The sequence below is a fragment of the Streptomyces sp. NBC_00582 genome, assembly GCF_036345155.1.
In the GTDB taxonomy this organism is placed as follows: Bacteria; Actinomycetota; Actinomycetes; order Streptomycetales; family Streptomycetaceae; genus Streptomyces.
This window is the reverse complement of the sequence record NZ_CP107772.1, coordinates 1131684-1148220: the sequence shown is the minus strand read 5'-3', so window position 1 is coordinate 1148220 and position 16537 is coordinate 1131684. Positions and strand designations below refer to the sequence as shown.

General features: G+C 74.1%; 14 protein-coding genes. 10 read left to right on the top strand and 4 right to left on the bottom strand.

All coding sequences use genetic code 11. From position 1 onward, the window contains the following. Positions 1-146: 146 nt before the first annotated feature. The gene (locus OG852_RS04570; protein ID WP_133916753.1) at positions 147-848 is read right to left on the bottom strand and encodes a CBS domain-containing protein; all 702 of its coding nucleotides are present in this window, start codon (positions 846-848) and stop codon (positions 147-149) included. Between the two features lie 176 nt (positions 849-1024). Between OG852_RS04570 and OG852_RS04565 the strand changes: the two genes are divergently transcribed. The 4 genes from OG852_RS04565 (at position 1025) to OG852_RS04550 (ending at position 5911) form a co-directional block, all read left to right on the top strand. Beyond that, positions 1025-1312: a DUF1876 domain-containing protein gene (locus tag OG852_RS04565; protein ID WP_133916754.1), complete on the top strand. Its 288-nt coding sequence runs from the start codon at positions 1025-1027 to the stop codon at positions 1310-1312. 121 nt (positions 1313-1433) lie between these two features. Further along, positions 1434-2456 carry an Acg family FMN-binding oxidoreductase gene (locus OG852_RS04560; protein ID WP_330347156.1) on the top strand — a complete coding sequence of 341 codons (1023 nt, stop codon included), beginning with the start codon at positions 1434-1436 and terminating at the stop codon, positions 2454-2456. Between the two features lie 151 nt (positions 2457-2607). Then, positions 2608-5007, top strand: coding sequence for a glycoside hydrolase family 65 protein (locus tag OG852_RS04555; protein WP_330347155.1), 2400 nt, complete (start codon positions 2608-2610; stop codon positions 5005-5007). Between the two features lie 10 nt (positions 5008-5017). Then, on the top strand, positions 5018-5911 hold the full coding sequence (locus tag OG852_RS04550; protein WP_330347154.1) for a potassium channel family protein: 894 nt from the start codon (positions 5018-5020) through the stop codon (positions 5909-5911). A gap of 119 nt (positions 5912-6030) precedes the next feature. Here OG852_RS04550 and OG852_RS04545 read toward each other — a convergent pair whose 3' ends face one another. Further along, positions 6031-6918 (bottom strand): NAD-dependent protein deacetylase, encoded by an 888-nt coding sequence (locus OG852_RS04545; RefSeq protein WP_330347153.1) that lies wholly within the window; start codon positions 6916-6918, stop codon positions 6031-6033. Between the two features lie 84 nt (positions 6919-7002). Further along, positions 7003-7536, bottom strand: coding sequence for a hypothetical protein (locus OG852_RS04540; protein WP_330347152.1), 534 nt, complete (start codon positions 7534-7536; stop codon positions 7003-7005). On the opposite strand from OG852_RS04540, the gene OG852_RS04535 reads away from it, so the two are divergent. Next, positions 7535-7669: a hypothetical protein gene (locus OG852_RS04535; RefSeq protein WP_330347151.1), complete on the top strand. Its 135-nt coding sequence runs from the start codon at positions 7535-7537 to the stop codon at positions 7667-7669. The two genes, OG852_RS04540 and OG852_RS04535, sit on opposite strands and share 2 nt — an antisense overlap. Positions 7670-7893: 224 nt before the next feature. Further along, a complete protein-coding gene (locus OG852_RS04530) occupies positions 7894-9108 on the top strand; it encodes an MFS transporter (RefSeq protein ID WP_330347150.1) in 1215 nt (404 codons plus the stop codon). Positions 9109-9144: 36 nt separating this feature from the next. On the opposite strand, the gene OG852_RS04525 is transcribed toward OG852_RS04530, so the two are convergent. Beyond that, a complete protein-coding gene (locus OG852_RS04525; RefSeq protein ID WP_330347149.1) occupies positions 9145-9951 on the bottom strand; it encodes a hypothetical protein in 807 nt (268 codons plus the stop codon). A gap of 299 nt (positions 9952-10250) precedes the next feature. Here OG852_RS04525 and OG852_RS04520 point away from each other — a divergent pair, with 299 nt between their 5' ends. The 4 genes from OG852_RS04520 (at position 10251) to OG852_RS04505 (ending at position 16537) form a co-directional block, all read left to right on the top strand. After that, positions 10251-11048 carry a Crp/Fnr family transcriptional regulator gene (locus OG852_RS04520; protein ID WP_330347148.1) on the top strand — a complete coding sequence of 266 codons (798 nt, stop codon included), beginning with the start codon at positions 10251-10253 and terminating at the stop codon, positions 11046-11048. 128 nt (positions 11049-11176) lie between these two features. Beyond that, a complete protein-coding gene (locus OG852_RS04515; RefSeq protein WP_330347147.1) occupies positions 11177-13252 on the top strand; it encodes a hypothetical protein in 2076 nt (691 codons plus the stop codon). Next, positions 13249-13821, top strand: coding sequence for a hypothetical protein (locus tag OG852_RS04510; protein ID WP_133916763.1), 573 nt, complete (start codon positions 13249-13251; stop codon positions 13819-13821). The genes OG852_RS04515 and OG852_RS04510 overlap by 4 nt, the downstream gene beginning before the upstream one ends. Positions 13822-13888: 67 nt before the next feature. After that, the gene (locus OG852_RS04505) at positions 13889-16537 is read left to right on the top strand and encodes a hypothetical protein (protein ID WP_330347146.1); all 2649 of its coding nucleotides are present in this window, start codon (positions 13889-13891) and stop codon (positions 16535-16537) included.

Genomic DNA, 16537 nt, shown 5'->3' with positions numbered 1-16537 from the left:
AGCCGAGACCCCTGTGACTCCTCCATCATGGGCGCGCACGGCCCCGTCGGCGACCCGCTGGGGAGAGGGGCCGGCCGCCCCTGAACCGGTCGGTGCGGGTGCGACCCGTCACGCGGTGTCGGAGGCCCCCCTCCTCGTACTCCGGCTCACAGGGCCAGCCCCGCACTGCGGGGCGTACCCGGGTCCGGCACCGTGTCGGTGTCGTCCACCCGGTGACTCAGGTCGGCGGAGACGTCGACCACCCCGTCCACGCCCTGACACAGACGTACGACGACCGGGACGAGCGACTTGCGCTCGACGCCGCCCTTCAGCGTCACCCGTCCGTCGACGACCCGTACCGTGATCGCGCCGGGCGTGATGCCGAGGGTGCGCAGGAGCACGTCCCCGGAGATCTCCTCCCGGATGGCGCTGTCGCCCCGCAGGAAGACCCGCAGCAGATCGGCCCTGCTGATCACGCCGACCGGCCGGTCGGCCTCGTCGACCACCGGAAGGCGTTTGACGTGGTGGCGTTCCATCGCCTGGGCCGCCTCCACCGCGGTCCACTGCGGCCGCGCGGTCACCGCCGGGCTGTTCATCAGGCCCTCGGCGGTCGTCGCCCCGGCCTTCGCGCGGTCGGCGGCCCCGGGGCGCAGCACCGGCAGCAGGCCCGCCGGATCGAGCAGGGCGGCCTCCTTGCGCAGCAGATCCGCCTCGGAGACCACGCCCACGGTGTGCTCGTCGTCGTCGACGACCGGTACGGCGGTGATGTCGTGCTCGGCGAGCAGCTTGGCGATCTCCTTGAACCCCGTGTCCCGGTGCACCTTGACGACCGCTGCGGTCATGAGGTCGCTCACCATCCGGTTCCGCATGGTTCCGCCTCCTCGTGTCGTGCGCGTTCCTCCTTCCACTCTCCGCCCGGCCCGCGGGAGCCGCATGGGCCGGGCGGCCCCGATCCCCGGCCCGACGGGGACCTTCGGCCCGGTGACAGGTGCCTCTCGGCGTCCCAAGCTGGAAGGAGGAGGGAGGGGGACGAAGGAGGATCACGATGCCCCACACAAGGGAATGGACGGTCCGACTCCACCTCTTCGAGGACGAGGAGGGAACGACGAAGGCCCATCTGGTGCTGGACACCGGCACCACGGCACTCACCGGTCACGGGGCCGCGCACTGCCACCCGGCGGACGCGAACGTCCCGGAGATCGGCGACGAACTGGCGGCCGGCCGGGCGATGAACGACCTCGCACGGCAACTCCTGCGAGCCGCCGATCGCGACCTGGAGGGCGTGGGCGCGCCCCGGCCGAGCACGCGCGTGACCACGGCGTGGTCGCTGTGACGCCCCCGTGGACCGAGGCGCATCCCGTACGACCCCTCCGACGCACCCCGCCCGCGCCGGCGGCCGCCCTCGTGGCCGCCCCGGCGTCCCGCGCGCCGACGACCCGCGAGGGAGGCCCGCAATGAGCCGACAAGCACCGAGCCGACAGGCACCGAGCCGACCAGGGCTCTCCGACGACCGGGTGGCGGCCCTCGTCCAGGACGCGACCGCCGCGCCCTCCATGCACAACGCCCAGCCCTGGCGCTTCCGTTATCTCCGGCACCGCCACACCTTCGAGCTGCGCGCGGACTTCGAGCGCACCCTGCCGCACGCCGACCCCGACACCCGCGCCCTGCATCTCGGCTGCGGCGCCGCCCTGCTGAACCTGAGGGCCGCGGTCGCCCACGAGGGCCGGCACCCCGAGACCCTGCTGCTGCCCGACCCCGCCGACCGGACGCTCCTCGCGACGGTGCGGTCCGCCGACGGGACGACCGGCGAGCGGGACCTCGCCGCGCTGCATCCGGCGATCCACCGGCGGCACACCAGCCGCCGGCCCTTCGAGGAGAGGGAGATCCCCGACGCCGTACGGGAGGCTCTGGCCGCCGCCGCACGGGCCGAGGGGGCGACGCTGACGTTCCCCACGTCATGGCATCTGCGAGAGGTGCTGGAACTCTTCCAGGAGGCCGAGGCCCGCAACCGGACCGACCCCGGCAGCGACCAGGACCTGACCCGGTGGACGAGCGGCGACGCGGTCTCCGCGGGCACCGCGGGCGAGGGGGTGCCGCACTACGCCTACGGGCCGCGCATGCTCGGCGGAAGGGCCCCCATGCGCGACTTCGCCGGGGCCCGGCCGACGGCGGGACGGGAAGCGGCCGACTTCGAGCAGACCCCGCAACTGGCCCTCGTCAGCACGGTGCACGACCACCCCGAGGACTGGCTCCGCGCCGGCCAGGCCATGCAACGCGTCCTGCTGCTGGCCACCCTGCACGGCCTGTCCAGCTCCTTCGCCACCCAGCCCCTCGAATGGACGGACCTGCGCCGGCCCCTGCGCGACCCGTCGACCGGGGCGGGCTGCACCCAGGTCGTGCTCCGCCTGGGCTACGGCCCCAAGGGCCCGGGCACGCCACGACGTCCCGTGTCCCAGGTGCTCGACATCGAAGCCTGAGGAGCACACCGACCGCACCCGACCGCGTCCGAGCGCACCGCGGGCCGCCCCCGTCCGTGTCGCGGCGGCCCGCGGGCGGTGCGACGGTAGGCACAGGGTGACCTCCCGGCAGCCGGACGCGGCAGGCGGTGGCCTGCTGAAAGGGGGGCGGATGCAGGACTGGACCTGGGAGTGGGAGGGCTACGACCCCGCCGGCGAGCAGCTGCGGGAAGCGCTGTGCACGCTCGGGAACGGCTACTTCGCCACCCGGGGGGCGGTGCCCGAGTGCCGGGCGGGGCTGGTGCACTGCCCGGGAACCTATGTCGCCGGGTGCTACAACCGGCTGGAGTCGACGGTGGCGGGACGGCGGGTGGTGAACGAGGACCTGGTCAACCTCCCGAACTGGCTCCCCCTGCGCTTCCGCGTCCGCAGCGCCGGGGGACCGTGGGGCACCTGGTTCACCCCGGACACACGCCCCGTCCTGGACCACCGGCACACCCTGGACCTGCGCCGCGCCACGCTCACCCGCGCCTTCCGCCACCGGGCGGACGGGGCGGGCGTGGTCGCCGTCGTACAGACCCGCCTGGTCCACATGGGCGACCCCCACCTGGCCGTGCTGCGGACCGTCTTCACCGCCGAGGACCGGTCGGGCGAGATCGAGGTCGAGTCCGGTCTCGACGGCGACGTGATCAACGGCAACGTGCACCGCTACCGCGCCCTCGAACGCCGCCAGGTGGCCGGCGTACGCACCGGCACCCGGGAGCCCGGCGCGATCTGGCTGACCTGCCGCACCAGCACCTCCGGCATCCAGATCGCCACGGCCGCGCGGACGACCGTCACCGGCCTCCCCCCGGTCACCTCCGTGCTCCGCCCCGCCCGCCGCCGTGCCGTCCACCGACTGGTCCTGCCGCTCACCCCCGGCCGGCCGGTCACCGTGGACAAGACCGTGGCCCTGCACACCTCGCGCGACACCGCGATCGGCGACCCGCTCGGCGCGGCGGTCGACCGGGCCGTCACGGCGCCGGACTTCCCGGACCTGCTGGACTCCCACACCGCCGCGTGGGAGCGACTGTGGCGGCGGGCCGAGCTCCACGTCCCCGGCCGGGCCGGCCGCGTGCTGCGGCTCCACCTCTTCCACCTCCTGCAGACGCTGTCCCCGCACACCGCGGACCTGGACGTGGGCGTCCCGGCGCGGGGACTGCACGGCGAGGCGTACCGCGGGCATGTCTTCTGGGACGAGCTGTTCGTCCTGCCGTACCTCAACCTGCACTTCCCCGAGGTCTCACGCGCCCTGCTGGACTACCGGTACCGGCGTCTGCCCCGGGCCGTCCGGGCGGCCGCCGAGGCCGGCCGGACCGGGGCGATGTACCCCTGGCAGAGCGGCAGCGACGGTCGCGAGGAGAGCCAGGAGTGGCACCTGAACCCCGCCTCGGGACGCTGGCTGCCCGACCACTCCCGGCTCCAGCACCACGTGGGCTCGGCGATCGCCTACAACATCTGGCGGTACTGCGAGGCCACCGGCGACACGGAGTACCTGCACACCAGGGGCGCGGAGATGCTCCTGCAGATCGCCCGGTTCTGGGCCGGGCTCGCGACCCTCGACCCCGGCACGGGCCGCTACCGCGTCCGGGGCGTGGTCGGCCCCGACGAGTACCACGACGCCTACCCCGGCGCCGCCCGCCCGGGCCTGGACGACAACGCCTATACGAACGTCACCGCCGCCTGGGTCCTCGTCCGCGCCCTGGACCTCCTGCGGCGCCTGCCCGCCTGGCGCCGCGACGAACTGTGCGACCGGATCCGGCTGGACGCCGAGGAACCCCTGCGGTGGGACGAGATCTCCCGACGGTTGCGGGTCCCCTTCCACCAGGGCGTCATCAGCCAGTTCGAGGGGTACGGCGATCTCGCCGAGCTCGACTGGGACGCCTACCGGGCCCGGTACGCCGACATCCGGCGCCTGGACCGGATCCTGGAGGCCGAGGGCGACAGCGTCAACCGCTACCGGGCGTCCAAGCAGGCCGACGTCCTCATGCTCGGCCATCTGTTCCCGCCCGCCGAACTGCGCGAGCTGTTCCGGCGCCTCGGCCACGACGTGGACGACGAGGTCTGGCACAGGACGGTCGACCACTATCTGCGGCGCACCAGCCACGGCTCCACCCTCAGCGGACTGGTCCACGGACTGGTGCTCGCCAGAGCCCGGCGGGCCGAGGCGTGGCAGTACGTCCAGGAGGCCCTGGAGGCCGACGTCGCCGACCTCCAGGGCGGTACGACCGGCGAAGGCATCCATCTCGGCGCGATGGCGGGGACCCTGGACCTGGTCCAGCGCGGTCTGACCGGACTGGAGAGCCGCGAGGACGCCCTCCGGTTCGACCCGGTCCCCCTGCCGGCGCTCTCCGAGTACGGCTTCTCGCTGCGCTACCGCGGTCACTGGGGCGTGAGTGTGCGACGCCGCGGCGGTGAGCTGCGGATCGGCGTGCCCGACTCGGCGGAGTCGCCGCTGCGCGTGCTGCTGCCGGACCGGGCCGTGACCGTCGCACCCGGGGAGACCCGCACGCTCGCGGTGCCGGCGAGCTGAGGAGAAGCGGATGAAGTGGCTGATCTCCCTCCTCGGCGCCGGGCTGGTGATGGTCACCCTGCGGGATCTGTTCCACACGCTCTGGCACCCCACCCGCCACGGCGGTCTCAGCCGCCTGGTGATGACGGGGCTGTGGCGGCTCGCCAAGCGCGTCCGCTCCCGGGGGCGGGTGGCCGGTCTCGTCGGACCGCTCGCCATGGTCACCGTGGTGGGCATGTGGGCCTTCACCGTCGTCCTCGGCTGGGCGATCGTCTACTGGCCCCACATGCCGGGGGCGTTCACCTTCTCCTCCGGGTCCAAGGCGGCGCAGGAGCCGGCGCTGCTGGACTCCGTGTATCTGTCCCTCGTCACGGTCGCGACGCTGGGACTGGGCGACATCGCCCCCGACGAGGGCTGGCTGCGCCTCGTCTCCCCCCTCGAGGCCCTCGTCGGCTTCGCCCTGCTGACGGCCACCGTCTCGTGGGTGCTGGAGATCTTTCCGGCACTGACCCGCCGTAGGGTCCTGGCCATCCGGCTGGCCCTGCTGCGCGAGGCGCGGCCGACGGACCGGCAACTCGACTGCACGGCGGGCGCACTGCTCCTGGACAGCCTGGCCTCGGACGTCGTACGCGTCCGGATCGACTTCACCCAGTACGCCGAGGCCTACTACTTCCACGACGGCGAGGACCACTCCTCACTGGCGGCCATGATCGGCCACGCCGCCGTCCTGGCCCGGCACGGCCGGTCGGCGCGGCTGCCGGAGGTCCGCCTGGCGGCCGACCTGCTCACCGGCGCCCTGGAGGACCTCGCCACCGTCCTCGACGAACGCTTCCTCCACACGCACGGCCCTCCGGCGGAGGTCTTCGCCGCCTACGCCGCCGACCACGGCCGCCCGGTCACCCCCGGGGGGTCACCCCTGGGGTGAAGGGCATGTCGATCACCACACCCTCGACCACGTCAGCGCCTCAATCACGCGACCGCCAGCAGACTGCCCTGGCGGTGCGGCGCACCGTTCCGTGACCCATGTCGCGTCCGGCGGCCCGCTCAGCCGGCCACGGGAATCTCCAGCCGGGCCGCGACGGTGGTGAGGGCCTCACCCAGCGGGAGCGCGACCCGGGTCAGCGCGTGCCGGTCGCCCCGGGTCGGGTCGCGGTTGACGATCAGCACCGGCTTCCCGGCCTGCGCCGCCTCGCGGACGAACCGGAGCCCGGACATCACCGTCAGTGAGGACCCCAGGACCAGCAGCCCGGTCGCCTCCTGGACCAGCCGTCGGCAGTGCTCGACCCGTCGCGGCGGAACGGACTCGCCGAAGAACACCACGTCCGGCTTGAGGATGCCGCCGCAGTCCGCGCAGGGCACCACCTGGAAGTCCCCCACCTGGTCGTCGGTGAGGTCGGCATCGCCGTCCGGGTTGATTCCGGCGGCCACCGGCGCGAAGTCCGCGTTGGCCTCCTCCAGTCGCCGGGCGAGTTCCCGGCGCGGGCTCGAGGCGCCGCAGGACAGACAGACGACCCGGGCCAGGCTCCCGTGGAGCTCCACGACGTCCTCGCTGCCGGCGGCCTGGTGCAGACCGTCGACGTTCTGGGTGATCACCCCCGTGACCAGCCCGTGCCGCCCGAACGCGGCCACCGCCCGATGCCCGGCGTTGGGCCGGGCGCGGCCGAAGGCGCGCCAGCCGAGATGGCTGCGTGCCCAGTACCGGCGCCGCGCCTGCGCTCCCGCGGTGAAGTCCTGATAGGTCATCGGGGTGTGCCGGCTCAGACTCCCGCCCTCGCCCCGGTAGTCGGGGATGCCCGACTCCGTGGACAGGCCCGCCCCGCTCAGCACCAGCAGACCGCCGGTGCGCAGGGCGGCCACGACCGGCTCCAGGTCCGTGGTGCCCGGCGGCAGTCCCTCGTCGGGGGTCCAGCTCAGAGTGGGGCGCGTGCGCATGGCGCCAGCGTACGGAACCACGGGGCACCCGCCCCACCGGTTGAGATGACCGGCGGGCAGGCAGACAGTGGGAGGCATGAGCCGTCATCGACGTCCACCGCCCAGATCCCGGTGGATCGCGGGTGCGGCAGCCGTCGTCCTGGTGGGGGGCGGCCTCGGCATCTGGGCGCTCGCGGCGTCCGACGACGGCACCCCCCGACCGGCGCCGTCGGCCTCCCACGACCTGTCCCTGCCGACACCCGTCCCCCCGCCCACACGGACGGCCACCCCGCAGACCTCCAGTACGTCGCGTCCCGCGCCCACGGACACCCGGAGCTCCCGGCCGCCGACGGCACCGGGGCACCCCACGCACACCGCCGACCGCGCGAGCCCCGGACATGTGTCCTCGCTCTCGCCGGAGTCCGTCGCGCCGCCGCCGACGGCGACGCCGGTGCCGTCCGGCGCGCCCGCCCGGTCGCCCCACCCGGCGCTCACCGCGACGGCGGTGCCCCGGCCGACGCCGACCGCGCCGGCGCCGTCCACGACCCCGGCGGCGACACCGTCGCCGACCGTCGCGAGCAGCGCGGCGACGACCACCTGGTTCACGTCTTCGGCGGCCGAGGCCGCGGCCCGGCGCATGGCCGCCGCGGGGACGGTCGGCGATCCGGCGTGCTCACTGTCCGCGCAGGGCGACCCCGACCCGCGGCTCGTGCCGCAGGGCGGCCGCATCGGCGTCGGCACCTTCGACGGCTACTGGTGTCTGATCTGGTAGAAGCCACGGAGTGAACCGGCCGATGTGACGCACGCCATACGCCCGTCCGTCCGATCTTGGAATGCGCGCGCCCCCGACGCCGCTGGATCTTATGGGCCCTCCCTGTCCGGGGGGCGCACCGGGCGATGGCGGCCGGAGCGAAGGGCCACCGGAGCGGGACGAGATCGGTCCCCGGTCCGCTCCGCCGCATCCCGTTCGCCGCCGCTGAAAGGTACTCCCGCTCCATGCCCCTGGCTCTGCTGTCCCTCGCCGCCGTCGCGTTCGGCATCGGTACGACCGAATTCGCCACGATGGGACTGCTTCCCCAGATCGCCGACGGCGTCGGCGTGTCCGTCCCGCAGGCCGGCAACGTCGTCTCCGCCTACGCGCTCGGCGTGGTCGTCGGCGCTCCTGTCCTGACGGGCATCGGCGCCCGCGTCCCCCACAAGCGGCTCCTGCTCCTGCTGTCCGGACTCTTCGTGATCGGCAACGTCGCGTCCGCCCTCGCTCCCACCTTCGGCCTGCTGTTCGCGGCCCGCTTCCTGGCCGGCCTGCCGCACGGAGCCCTGTTCGGCGTGGGAGCCGTCGTGGCCTCCCGGCTGGTCGCCCCCGACCGGGCCGGGCGTGCCGTGTCGAGGATGTTCCTGGGCCTCACCGTCGCCAACATCGTCGGCGTCCCGGCCGGCACGGCGCTCGGACAGCAACTCGGCTGGCGTTACGCCTACTGCGCGGTCGCCGTCATCGGTCTGATCGCCCTCGCCGCGCTGGCCGCCTTCGTGCCCGACCAGCCGCGCGGCCCCCAGGCGGGCATCCGTCACGAACTGCGCGCGATGGGGGACAGGCAGGTCGCCCTCGGACTGGCCACCGCCGTCGTCGGATTCGGCGGTTTCTTCGCCGTCTACAGCTATCTGGTGCCGATCCTGACGCATCTGACGGGCCTCTCGGACTCCTCGACCACCCTGGTCCTCGCGCTCTACGGCGGCGGCATGACCCTGGGCACCCTGATCGCGGGCCCGCTGACGGACCGCGCCCTGCGTCCGACGCTGTACGGCGGGCTCGCCCTGCTCGGGACGACCCTGGTGGTGTTCTACTTCACGGTCCACAGCACCGTGCCCGCCCTGCTGACCCTCGTCGTCATGGGCGCGATGGGCGCGCTCGTCACCACGCCCGTGCAGATGCTGCTCATGGCCAAGGCGAAGGACGCCCCGACGATGGCGGCGGCCTCCAACCACTCCGCCTTCAACCTGGCCAACGCGGGCGGCGCCTGGCTCGGCGGTCTGGCCATCTCGGCCGGCTGGGGCTGGGCCTCGCCCGCCCTGGTCGGCGCGGCCCTCGCCGCCGCGGGCCTCGGCCTCGCCTTCACCGGCGGCGTCATGGACCGCGGTGGCGCACGCTCCGAGGTGATCACGTCGTCGGAGAAGAACGCCTCGACGGAGGCCGGGTCGGTGGCGGCGCGCTGAACGGCGGCGCGCGGCCGTCAGCGGCGTCGTGCCCGCTCAGAAACTCGGTACCCGCGTCAGCAGGACGGCCAGGCGGTCCGCCGGCTCGAACAGAGGAGCCAGCCGGGCGTACTCGGCGGCGGGCCCGGTCAGCGGGGTGAGCCTGCGTGAGGGTGAGCACAGCGTCTGCAGGGCGAGGCCGCGGCCGGCGATGGCGTGGTGCAGGGACCACAGGACGGGGACGGTGATGTTGACCGGCTCCGGCCCGCAGGAGACGAGGGCCACGGCGCCCCGCAGATGCTCCGTGGCCGCGACCGCGTCGACGAGGTCGGAGAAGGGGGCGGTGAGGTCGGCCAGCAGCGCCGTGGGAACCGCGCCCGGCGGCATCGGACGGCAGACCAGGTCGCACTTGGTGAAGGTGAGGACGAGCGGGGTGAGCTGACGGCCCCGCTCGGCCAGGGCCTGCCGCAGCCGGTGGGCCGTCCGGCGCATCTCGGCACGGTAGGCGCCGTCTTCGAGGAGCTGCGGGGCCTCGGCGAACAGGACGATCCCGTCGGCGGTCAGGACCTGCCCGCTCGGCTTCGCGCCGGGGCCGGTGACGAGGTCGTGATGCTCGTGCCAGCGCAGGGTCACCGCGGCCCGGCCGTGGAACCGCAGGACGAGTTCCAGGACCGGCAGATTCTCGGTGCGGGGCGGCGGGTGGCCCGCCAGCACGTACTCGGCGGCGCGGGTGAGGGCCTCGTGGTCGGCCGCCGCCCGGGCGTCCAGACCGAACCCGTGGATGCCGTCCCGCATGGCCGCGTACATCAGCGACAGGTAACTGGTCTTCCCGACGCCGTGGTGGCCCAGCATGACGAAGTCCATCGGTCTCCTTCGGAGGGCCATGTCGGTATGTCGCCATGGTGACGGGCAAGCGCGCGGGGAAAGCGGTCAGATGACGGGATGCGGAGCGGACCGGCCGCACGGCCGCACGAGGGAAATCGGTTGTATGTGCTAACTCATCCGTCTGATGCTCATACAAGCGGTTCTTGCGCTATTTTCCTCACCGACCCATGCCGCCCGCCCGGGGAGTCGCGGCCGGTCAGGGGTGAGGGGGAGATTCCGTGTTGGCGCATTCCAGAGACAGAGCCCGTTCCGCGGGCCGGTGGCCCCAGGGCACCTTCATGTTCCATCTGCACCCCGACGACCGGGACGCCTTACTCACGCGCGGCCGCGTCGTGCGGTACGACACCGGTGACGTCCTCATCCGGGAGGGAAGTACCGACACGTCCGTCCTGCTGCTCCTCGACGGCTGTGTCAAGGTCGTCGGCGTCGCCGAGGACGGGGGCACCACCCTGCTCGCCCTGCGGGTGCGAGGGGAAATCGTGGGGGAGATCTCCGCGCTCGACGGCCAGCCGCGGTCGGCCACGGTGATCGCCGCCCGGCCCACGGTCACGCGCACGCTCACCGGCGCGGCGTTCCGCGAACTCCTGCGGGAACGCAGCGGGGTGGCCGACGTCGTGCAACGGTCCGTCCTCGCCAAACTGCGCGGCGCCACCCGCTACCGGATCGACGGCAGCAGCGGCAGCGCCGCCGTCCGGCTCGCCCGGGCACTCGACAACCTGGTGCGCAGCTACGCCCGTGCCGTCCCCGAAGGGCTGAGGATCGACGTGCCGCTCACCCACGCTGATCTCGCCGCACTGGCCGGGGTGTCCGAGGCGAGCGTGCAGCGCGCCCTGCGCAGCCTGCGGGCCGCCGGCGCGGTGACGACGAAGTACCGCATGGTCGTGATCCGCGATCAGGACATCCTGCGTGCCATCGCGGGCCAGAGCTGCAGGCCCGTCGCCCCCGACGGTGAGCCGGCCGTGGGCGGGGCCGGGCCCAGGCCGCCGCGTCCGAAACGAGCCGGACCGGTGCCCCCGACCGCTCTCGACCCCGCACGGCCCGAGCACGACGGGGACGCCCTGCCCGACGCGGGCTGACCAAACCGTCTGCCACGGCGGGGAGTTGCTCCGGCGGATTGCCGCGAAAGCGTCACCTGACCGGATCCGGCCGCCCCGCCGGTCCGACAGTGGACCGGTGAGAGTCGGCCACGCAGGGGAGGCGCGGGGTGAAACTTGGCGGGGGGAATCCGTTCCGGCCGCGGCGGCGTACCGCGGCGGCACGTACGGAGCCGGTACGGCCCACATACCGCCGGCGCGCCGCGCTGGCGGACGAACTCACGGAACTCGCGGAGCACCCGAGACTCGCCCCGCACAGCGGCGCCCTACGGGAACTGGCCGACGCCGTACGCCGGGACAGGGACCTCGAGGTGTGGGCCGGGGGCAGCCTGGTCGCCGCCTACGGCGGGCCCGACGCGCTCGTCGACGCGGGCGGCGGCGGACGACGGCTGGGGCCGCTCGCGGCGGCCCTCGTCTTCGTGCCCCTGCTCATCACCTGGGTGGGACTGGGCGCCGCCACCTGGGCGAACCGGAGGATGAGGGATCAGGACAGCGACACCGAGGGCACCTTTCTGACGCTCTGGCAGCAGGGGTTCGACGGGCACCTGTGGCCCTTTCTGCGCTTCGACATGATGGCCCTGTGGACGGTGCTCTCCCTGGCCGCCCTCGCCACCACCACCCTGCTGCGGCAGCGCTGGGAACAACGGGACGAGCAGGAACGGCTCGTTCTCTCCCGGCGGCTGTCCGGGGCCCTCGCCCAGACGGAGGCGCTCGCCGCCCGTGCCGCGGTCGCGTCGCCCCGTCGTTTCACCGAGGAACTCCAGGGCGCGGCCACGCAGTTGCACGGCCTCGTCGCGCAGGCCGTCGGCCTGGAGGCCGGAGCCCGCGCCGTGGTCACCCAGGCCGACGGCGCGGTGAGCCGGGCCGCGCAGGCGCTGACCGCCATGGAGTCCGCGCTCGCCGCCGTGCGCTCCGGCGCCTCCGAGGTACGCGTCGCCGTGCAGGGAGCGGCGACGGCCGCGGAGGCGGTGGCCAGGGGAGCCGACGGCATCAGCAGCGGTCTGTCCGGCTCGGTGACCCTTCTGCATGACGCGGTCGCCGAGGCGGGCCGTGCCGCCGCCGACCGGATCGGCGCCGCGGGGGACTCCGTCGCCGCCCGGTTCGACGCCGCCGCCCGCGCGGCGGAGGCACGCGAGACGACGGTCGCCGAACAGGCGGCGGCCCTGCTCGAACGCGTCGGCGCCGACGCGAGGGCCTCGATCGACCGGACCTCGGCCTCCCTGACCGAGTCGTCCCGGACCCTGACCTCGACGGTGCGCGGACTGGACGGGACCATGGCCGCACTGCCCTCGGCGCTGGAGACGTCGGCCGCCGACGGCGCCGACCGCATCGGCACGGCGTACGACATGGCCGTCACCGCCCTGGCGTCCTCCCTGCGCCGCGAGGTCCGTCAGGTCTCCGACGAACTCGCCGACCGCATCACCCAGTTGCAGGTGGCGGTGGCCGCCCGGGAGAGCGAGCGGGAGAAGACACACCGGGGACACGACCTGGCGGAGGAACGACTGCGCGCCACCCTGGCCGAGTTCGAGGAGACGCTGCGCCGGGTCACGGTGAGCCTCCGCGAGGCGGTCTTGGCCGCGGACCCCGGCGCCCCCGGCCGGTCGGCCGGCCCCCCGGCCCACCGGCCCTCCCGGCCCACGCCGTCACCCCGGACGGCACCCGCCCCCACGGACGACGTCTTCGACGAACGGGCGGGGGATGCCGTAGGGCAGGGGGACAGCAGGGTAGGGCAGGCGGATGGCAGCCGTGGCGGAGGTGCGGGGGATGCCGTAGGGCAGGCGGACGGCAACCGTGGCGGAGGGGCGGGGGATGCCGTAGGGCAGGCGGACGGCAGCCGGGGTGGACGTGCGGGGGATGCCGTAGGGCAGGGGGACGCCAACCGTGGTGGAGGGGCGGGGGATGCCGTAGGGCAGGCGGAAGACAGCCATGGCGGACGGGCGGGGGACGCCCTACGTCAGCCGGACGGCAGCCGTGGCGGACGGGCGGGGGATGCCGTGCGGCGGGCGGACGGCAACCGCTCCGACGGGCACACGACCGGGGAGCCGGCCGAGCGTGCCGCCCTCGCGGCCGGGACGCCTGCGGTGCCCGCCGGCGCGGAAGCGCGCCCGCACGGGGACGGCGGCGGGTCCCGGCCGGCCGGAGCGGAACAGGGCGTCGGCACCGGGAATCGGGAGACCCCCCGATGAGGCGGTCCGGGCGGACCCCGACGCCGTATCTCGCGGGATGGCTCTTCGCCGACCTGCTGCTCGTCCTGGTGCTGGTGGTGCTCGGCAGCCAGCCCGGCACGACGGAACAGTCCGACGACGCGGGGCCGACACCGAGCACGACCGCCTCCGCGGCAACCGGCCGCACCCCCCGACCGACCGCCTCGCCCCCGGCCCCCCGCGCCTCACGGCCCGCCGGACTGGATCCCGTCACCCGTTCGATCACCGTCCGCGCCGACGCCGAAGCGGTCATCGCGGGAACCGCGGGCGCCGTCGCCTCGGTCCGGCGTCAGGTCGACCGCCGGATCGGGCCGTACCGAGGACGGACCGCCGCGTTCGTCATGGTCTTCGCCACCGTCCACACCTCCGGAGGCGGCGTCGACACCGCCCGCAGCGACGTCTACGCCACCGCCGTCGCCCGGCTGCTGCCCAGGATCGCCCCGGAATTCTTCCCGCCCTACGACGAGAAGATCATCCGCGGCTACCACGACAGCAGCTTCCGCATCGCCTCGGGGACGGCGCGGATCGAACTGTTCTTCCTCCAGCGGTGACCGGCCGGAACCCACCCGCCCCGCCGACCCGCCGCACCCACCACAGCCAAACGGAGCGTGGAGCACTGTGACCGCCTTCAAGAAGCAACCGACCCTGGCCGATCTGCGCGAGTTCGCCGGCCGGACCCTGACCGTGCTGAGCGGGCTGGACATGCCGGACGTCCCCGAGGCGCACGCGTCGCGCGACCGGGCCCAGGCGCTCGCCTCCGAACTGGAGTCCCGGCTCGCCGCCCCCGTCACCATCGGTGTCGTCGGCGAGTACTCGGTCGGCAAGTCCCTGCTCCTGGGCACCCTGCTCGGCAAGCCCGACCTGCTGCCCGTCGAGGCCGGCCCCAGCACCGGGAACATCACCGTCCTCGAACTGACCCGGGGCGAGCCGGGCAAGCCGACCGAGAAGGCGGACATCGCCGAGGTCACCTTCCTCACCGAGCCCAGACTCGCCGAGTGCGTGGGCGCCATGCTGGAGGAACTCGTCCGCGCCCTGGACGAACGGCACCCGCACCTCGGCGCCGGCATCGCGCTCGGCGGATACAACCCGGTGACCGACCCCCGCGGATGGGCGCCCTTCGAGACGTGGTACCCGCGCCTGTGGCCGGCCTCGGGTGAATCCGGCACCCACCAGGCCATCGGCGCGGTCCACCGGGACACGGTCACCGAACTCTGCCGGATCCGTGACGCGGCCCTCAGTCAGCGCGACCTCCTCGGCATCCCGGTCGGCGTCGCCACGGCCGTGATGGACGAGGCGCTCCGGCTGGAGGCCGCCCAGCGCACCCCGGAGCACCCGCCCAAGCGCCAGGTGCGGCCCTTCGACACGGCCCAGCTCAGGCACCCCGTGCCGGACACCGCCAAGGAGGCCATGCGCCGGGCCTTCCCCCTCGTGGAGAAGGTGACCCTGAAGGTGACGGTCTCCCCCGACCACTGGGACCTGGCCGGACTGATCTCGGACGACACCCCCGTGCGGTTGATGGACTTCCCCGGCATCAACGCCGCGGGCTCCGCCGGCCGCGACACCTTCCTCAGCCGGCGCGAGATGGTGTCCGTCCACACCATCCTGCTCGTCATCAACGCGGTGCGCCCCGAATCCAAGGGCGCCTCCGCCTTCTGGGACATGCTCACCGCCGACGGCCGCACACCCCAGGCCCTCGCCAGCGCCGCCCTCGTCGCGGCGAACGCCTTCGACCGGGTCGGGCCGCCCGCCCTGAGCGCCGTACCGGACGGACCACTGCCCTTGCGCCACCTGCTCGCCCACTCCGCCGAGATCAACGGCATCCACGTCTACGGCAACAAGTTCGTCCAGCACCGCGAGAACGGGATCGTCGTCGTCTCCTCCATCTCCGCGATCCGCGCCTACCAACTGCCGTACACCCGGACGTCCGACGAGACCAGGGCACGCATCCGCAAGGCGCTGGAGGACCTCGACGCACCGGGGGCCAAACGCTGGGAGGCCGTCGCGGGACGGCTGCGCCAGGCCGACGAGGCCAACCCGTGGACGGACCGGCTGCGCGCCTACGACAGCGACGGCGGCGTCGAACGGCTGCGCCGTCTCGTCGAGAACCACGTCCAGGAGCACGGCCTCGACCAGAAGCTGGAGCGCGCGCTCGGCTCCCACCGCAGACTCTGGCGTGAGCTGGGCGTGCTGCGCTCCCGGCTCCGCCGGGCCAGGGGCACCCAGACACCGGAGGAGTACCGTGAACTTGCCGCCAGAATAGGGGAGTTCCGCGAACTGCTGGGCCGGATCCTGCCCATGCTGTACCAGCTCAGGTCCACCGTGAGCCACCGGGACGGCCCGGACGACGGCGAAGCGGCCGCGGACCTCGGCGGACGCCCGCCGCAGCGCGAGGAGATCGCCGCGTCGGTGCGCGACGACGTCTTCGACTGGCGCGAGTGGCAGGAACTGCTGGGCCGGGCCGAACGCGACGGTCACCATCTGGTGCCGCGCAGCAGGCCGCCCTCCAGCACGGGCATCACCCTGCTGCTCCCGCCGGGCCAGGCCGCCACGGCGGCGCAGGAATCCGCGGCCCCCGAGGACTCGGCGGACGCGACGACCGCCTTCCTGGAGCGGTTCCGCGGCCTCGTGGACCGGCGCGCGGCCGAAGGCCAGGAACAGCTGAGGGTCTGGCTGGAGGGCTGGGCGGCGCACTGGCAGGACGAGTTCGGGCCGCTGCGCGAATGGATGGCCGACCCGGAGTCCTACAAACTGCTGCACGACCTCTTCGTCCGGCTCCGCGGCGGTGAGGGCCTGGCCGCCCGGCAACTGCAGCACCTGTGGACCGCGCTCAACCCGGACGCGGTACGGCCGCAGCTCGAGGAACTCATGATCGTGCCCGGGCCCACGCCGCAGGAGCAGGAGAACCGGTTCCCGATGCGGGCCCCGCACGCCCTGCCCTGGCACCACCGCATGCCCAGGCTCGACGACCAGCGTTCCGAGGAGCGCGAGCGCCACCCGCTGCTCGTCGTGCAGTTGCGGCAGCACACGGCCGACGCCGCTGCCCGGCTCGTCACCGAGCACCTCGGGCAGGCACTCGGCCGGATCGAGAAGGACCTGCTCGGGCTCTACGCGCAGGCCACCGCCTTCCTGCCCCTGGAGAGCGAGATCCGCCCGCCCCGGGGACCGCGCGCCACCGGCACCGGCCCGGCGGGTGACCTCCCCGCGACGGACGAGGGTCCGCACGAGGACCCGCTCGACACCCTGATCCGAGACTGGAGCGCCGAGTGA

Bases quoted from the DNA above. Each gene is read 5' to 3' on its own strand.
- OG852_RS04530 (WP_330347150.1), top strand. From the start codon at position 7,894: ATGCCCCTGGCTCTGCTGTCCCTCGCCGCCGTCGCGTTCGGCATCGGT.
- OG852_RS04510 (WP_133916763.1), top strand. From the start codon at position 13,249: ATGAGGCGGTCCGGGCGGACCCCGACGCCGTATCTCGCGGGATGGCTC.
- OG852_RS04565 (WP_133916754.1), top strand. From the start codon at position 1,025: ATGCCCCACACAAGGGAATGGACGGTCCGACTCCACCTCTTCGAGGAC.
- OG852_RS04545 (WP_330347153.1), bottom strand. From the start codon at position 6,918: ATGCGCACGCGCCCCACTCTGAGCTGGACCCCCGACGAGGGACTGCCG.
- OG852_RS04570 (WP_133916753.1), bottom strand. From the start codon at position 848: ATGCGGAACCGGATGGTGAGCGACCTCATGACCGCAGCGGTCGTCAAG.
- OG852_RS04525 (WP_330347149.1), bottom strand. From the start codon at position 9,951: ATGGACTTCGTCATGCTGGGCCACCACGGCGTCGGGAAGACCAGTTAC.
- OG852_RS04540 (WP_330347152.1), bottom strand. From the start codon at position 7,536: ATGCGCCGGGCCGCGGCCTCGGCCGCCGAAGACGTGAACCAGGTGGTC.
- OG852_RS04520 (WP_330347148.1), top strand. From the start codon at position 10,251: ATGTTCCATCTGCACCCCGACGACCGGGACGCCTTACTCACGCGCGGC.
- OG852_RS04560 (WP_330347156.1), top strand. From the start codon at position 1,434: ATGAGCCGACAAGCACCGAGCCGACAGGCACCGAGCCGACCAGGGCTC.
- OG852_RS04535 (WP_330347151.1), top strand. From the start codon at position 7,535: ATGGCCGCCGCGGGGACGGTCGGCGATCCGGCGTGCTCACTGTCCGCG.
- OG852_RS04550 (WP_330347154.1), top strand. From the start codon at position 5,018: ATGAAGTGGCTGATCTCCCTCCTCGGCGCCGGGCTGGTGATGGTCACC.
- OG852_RS04555 (WP_330347155.1), top strand. From the start codon at position 2,608: ATGCAGGACTGGACCTGGGAGTGGGAGGGCTACGACCCCGCCGGCGAG.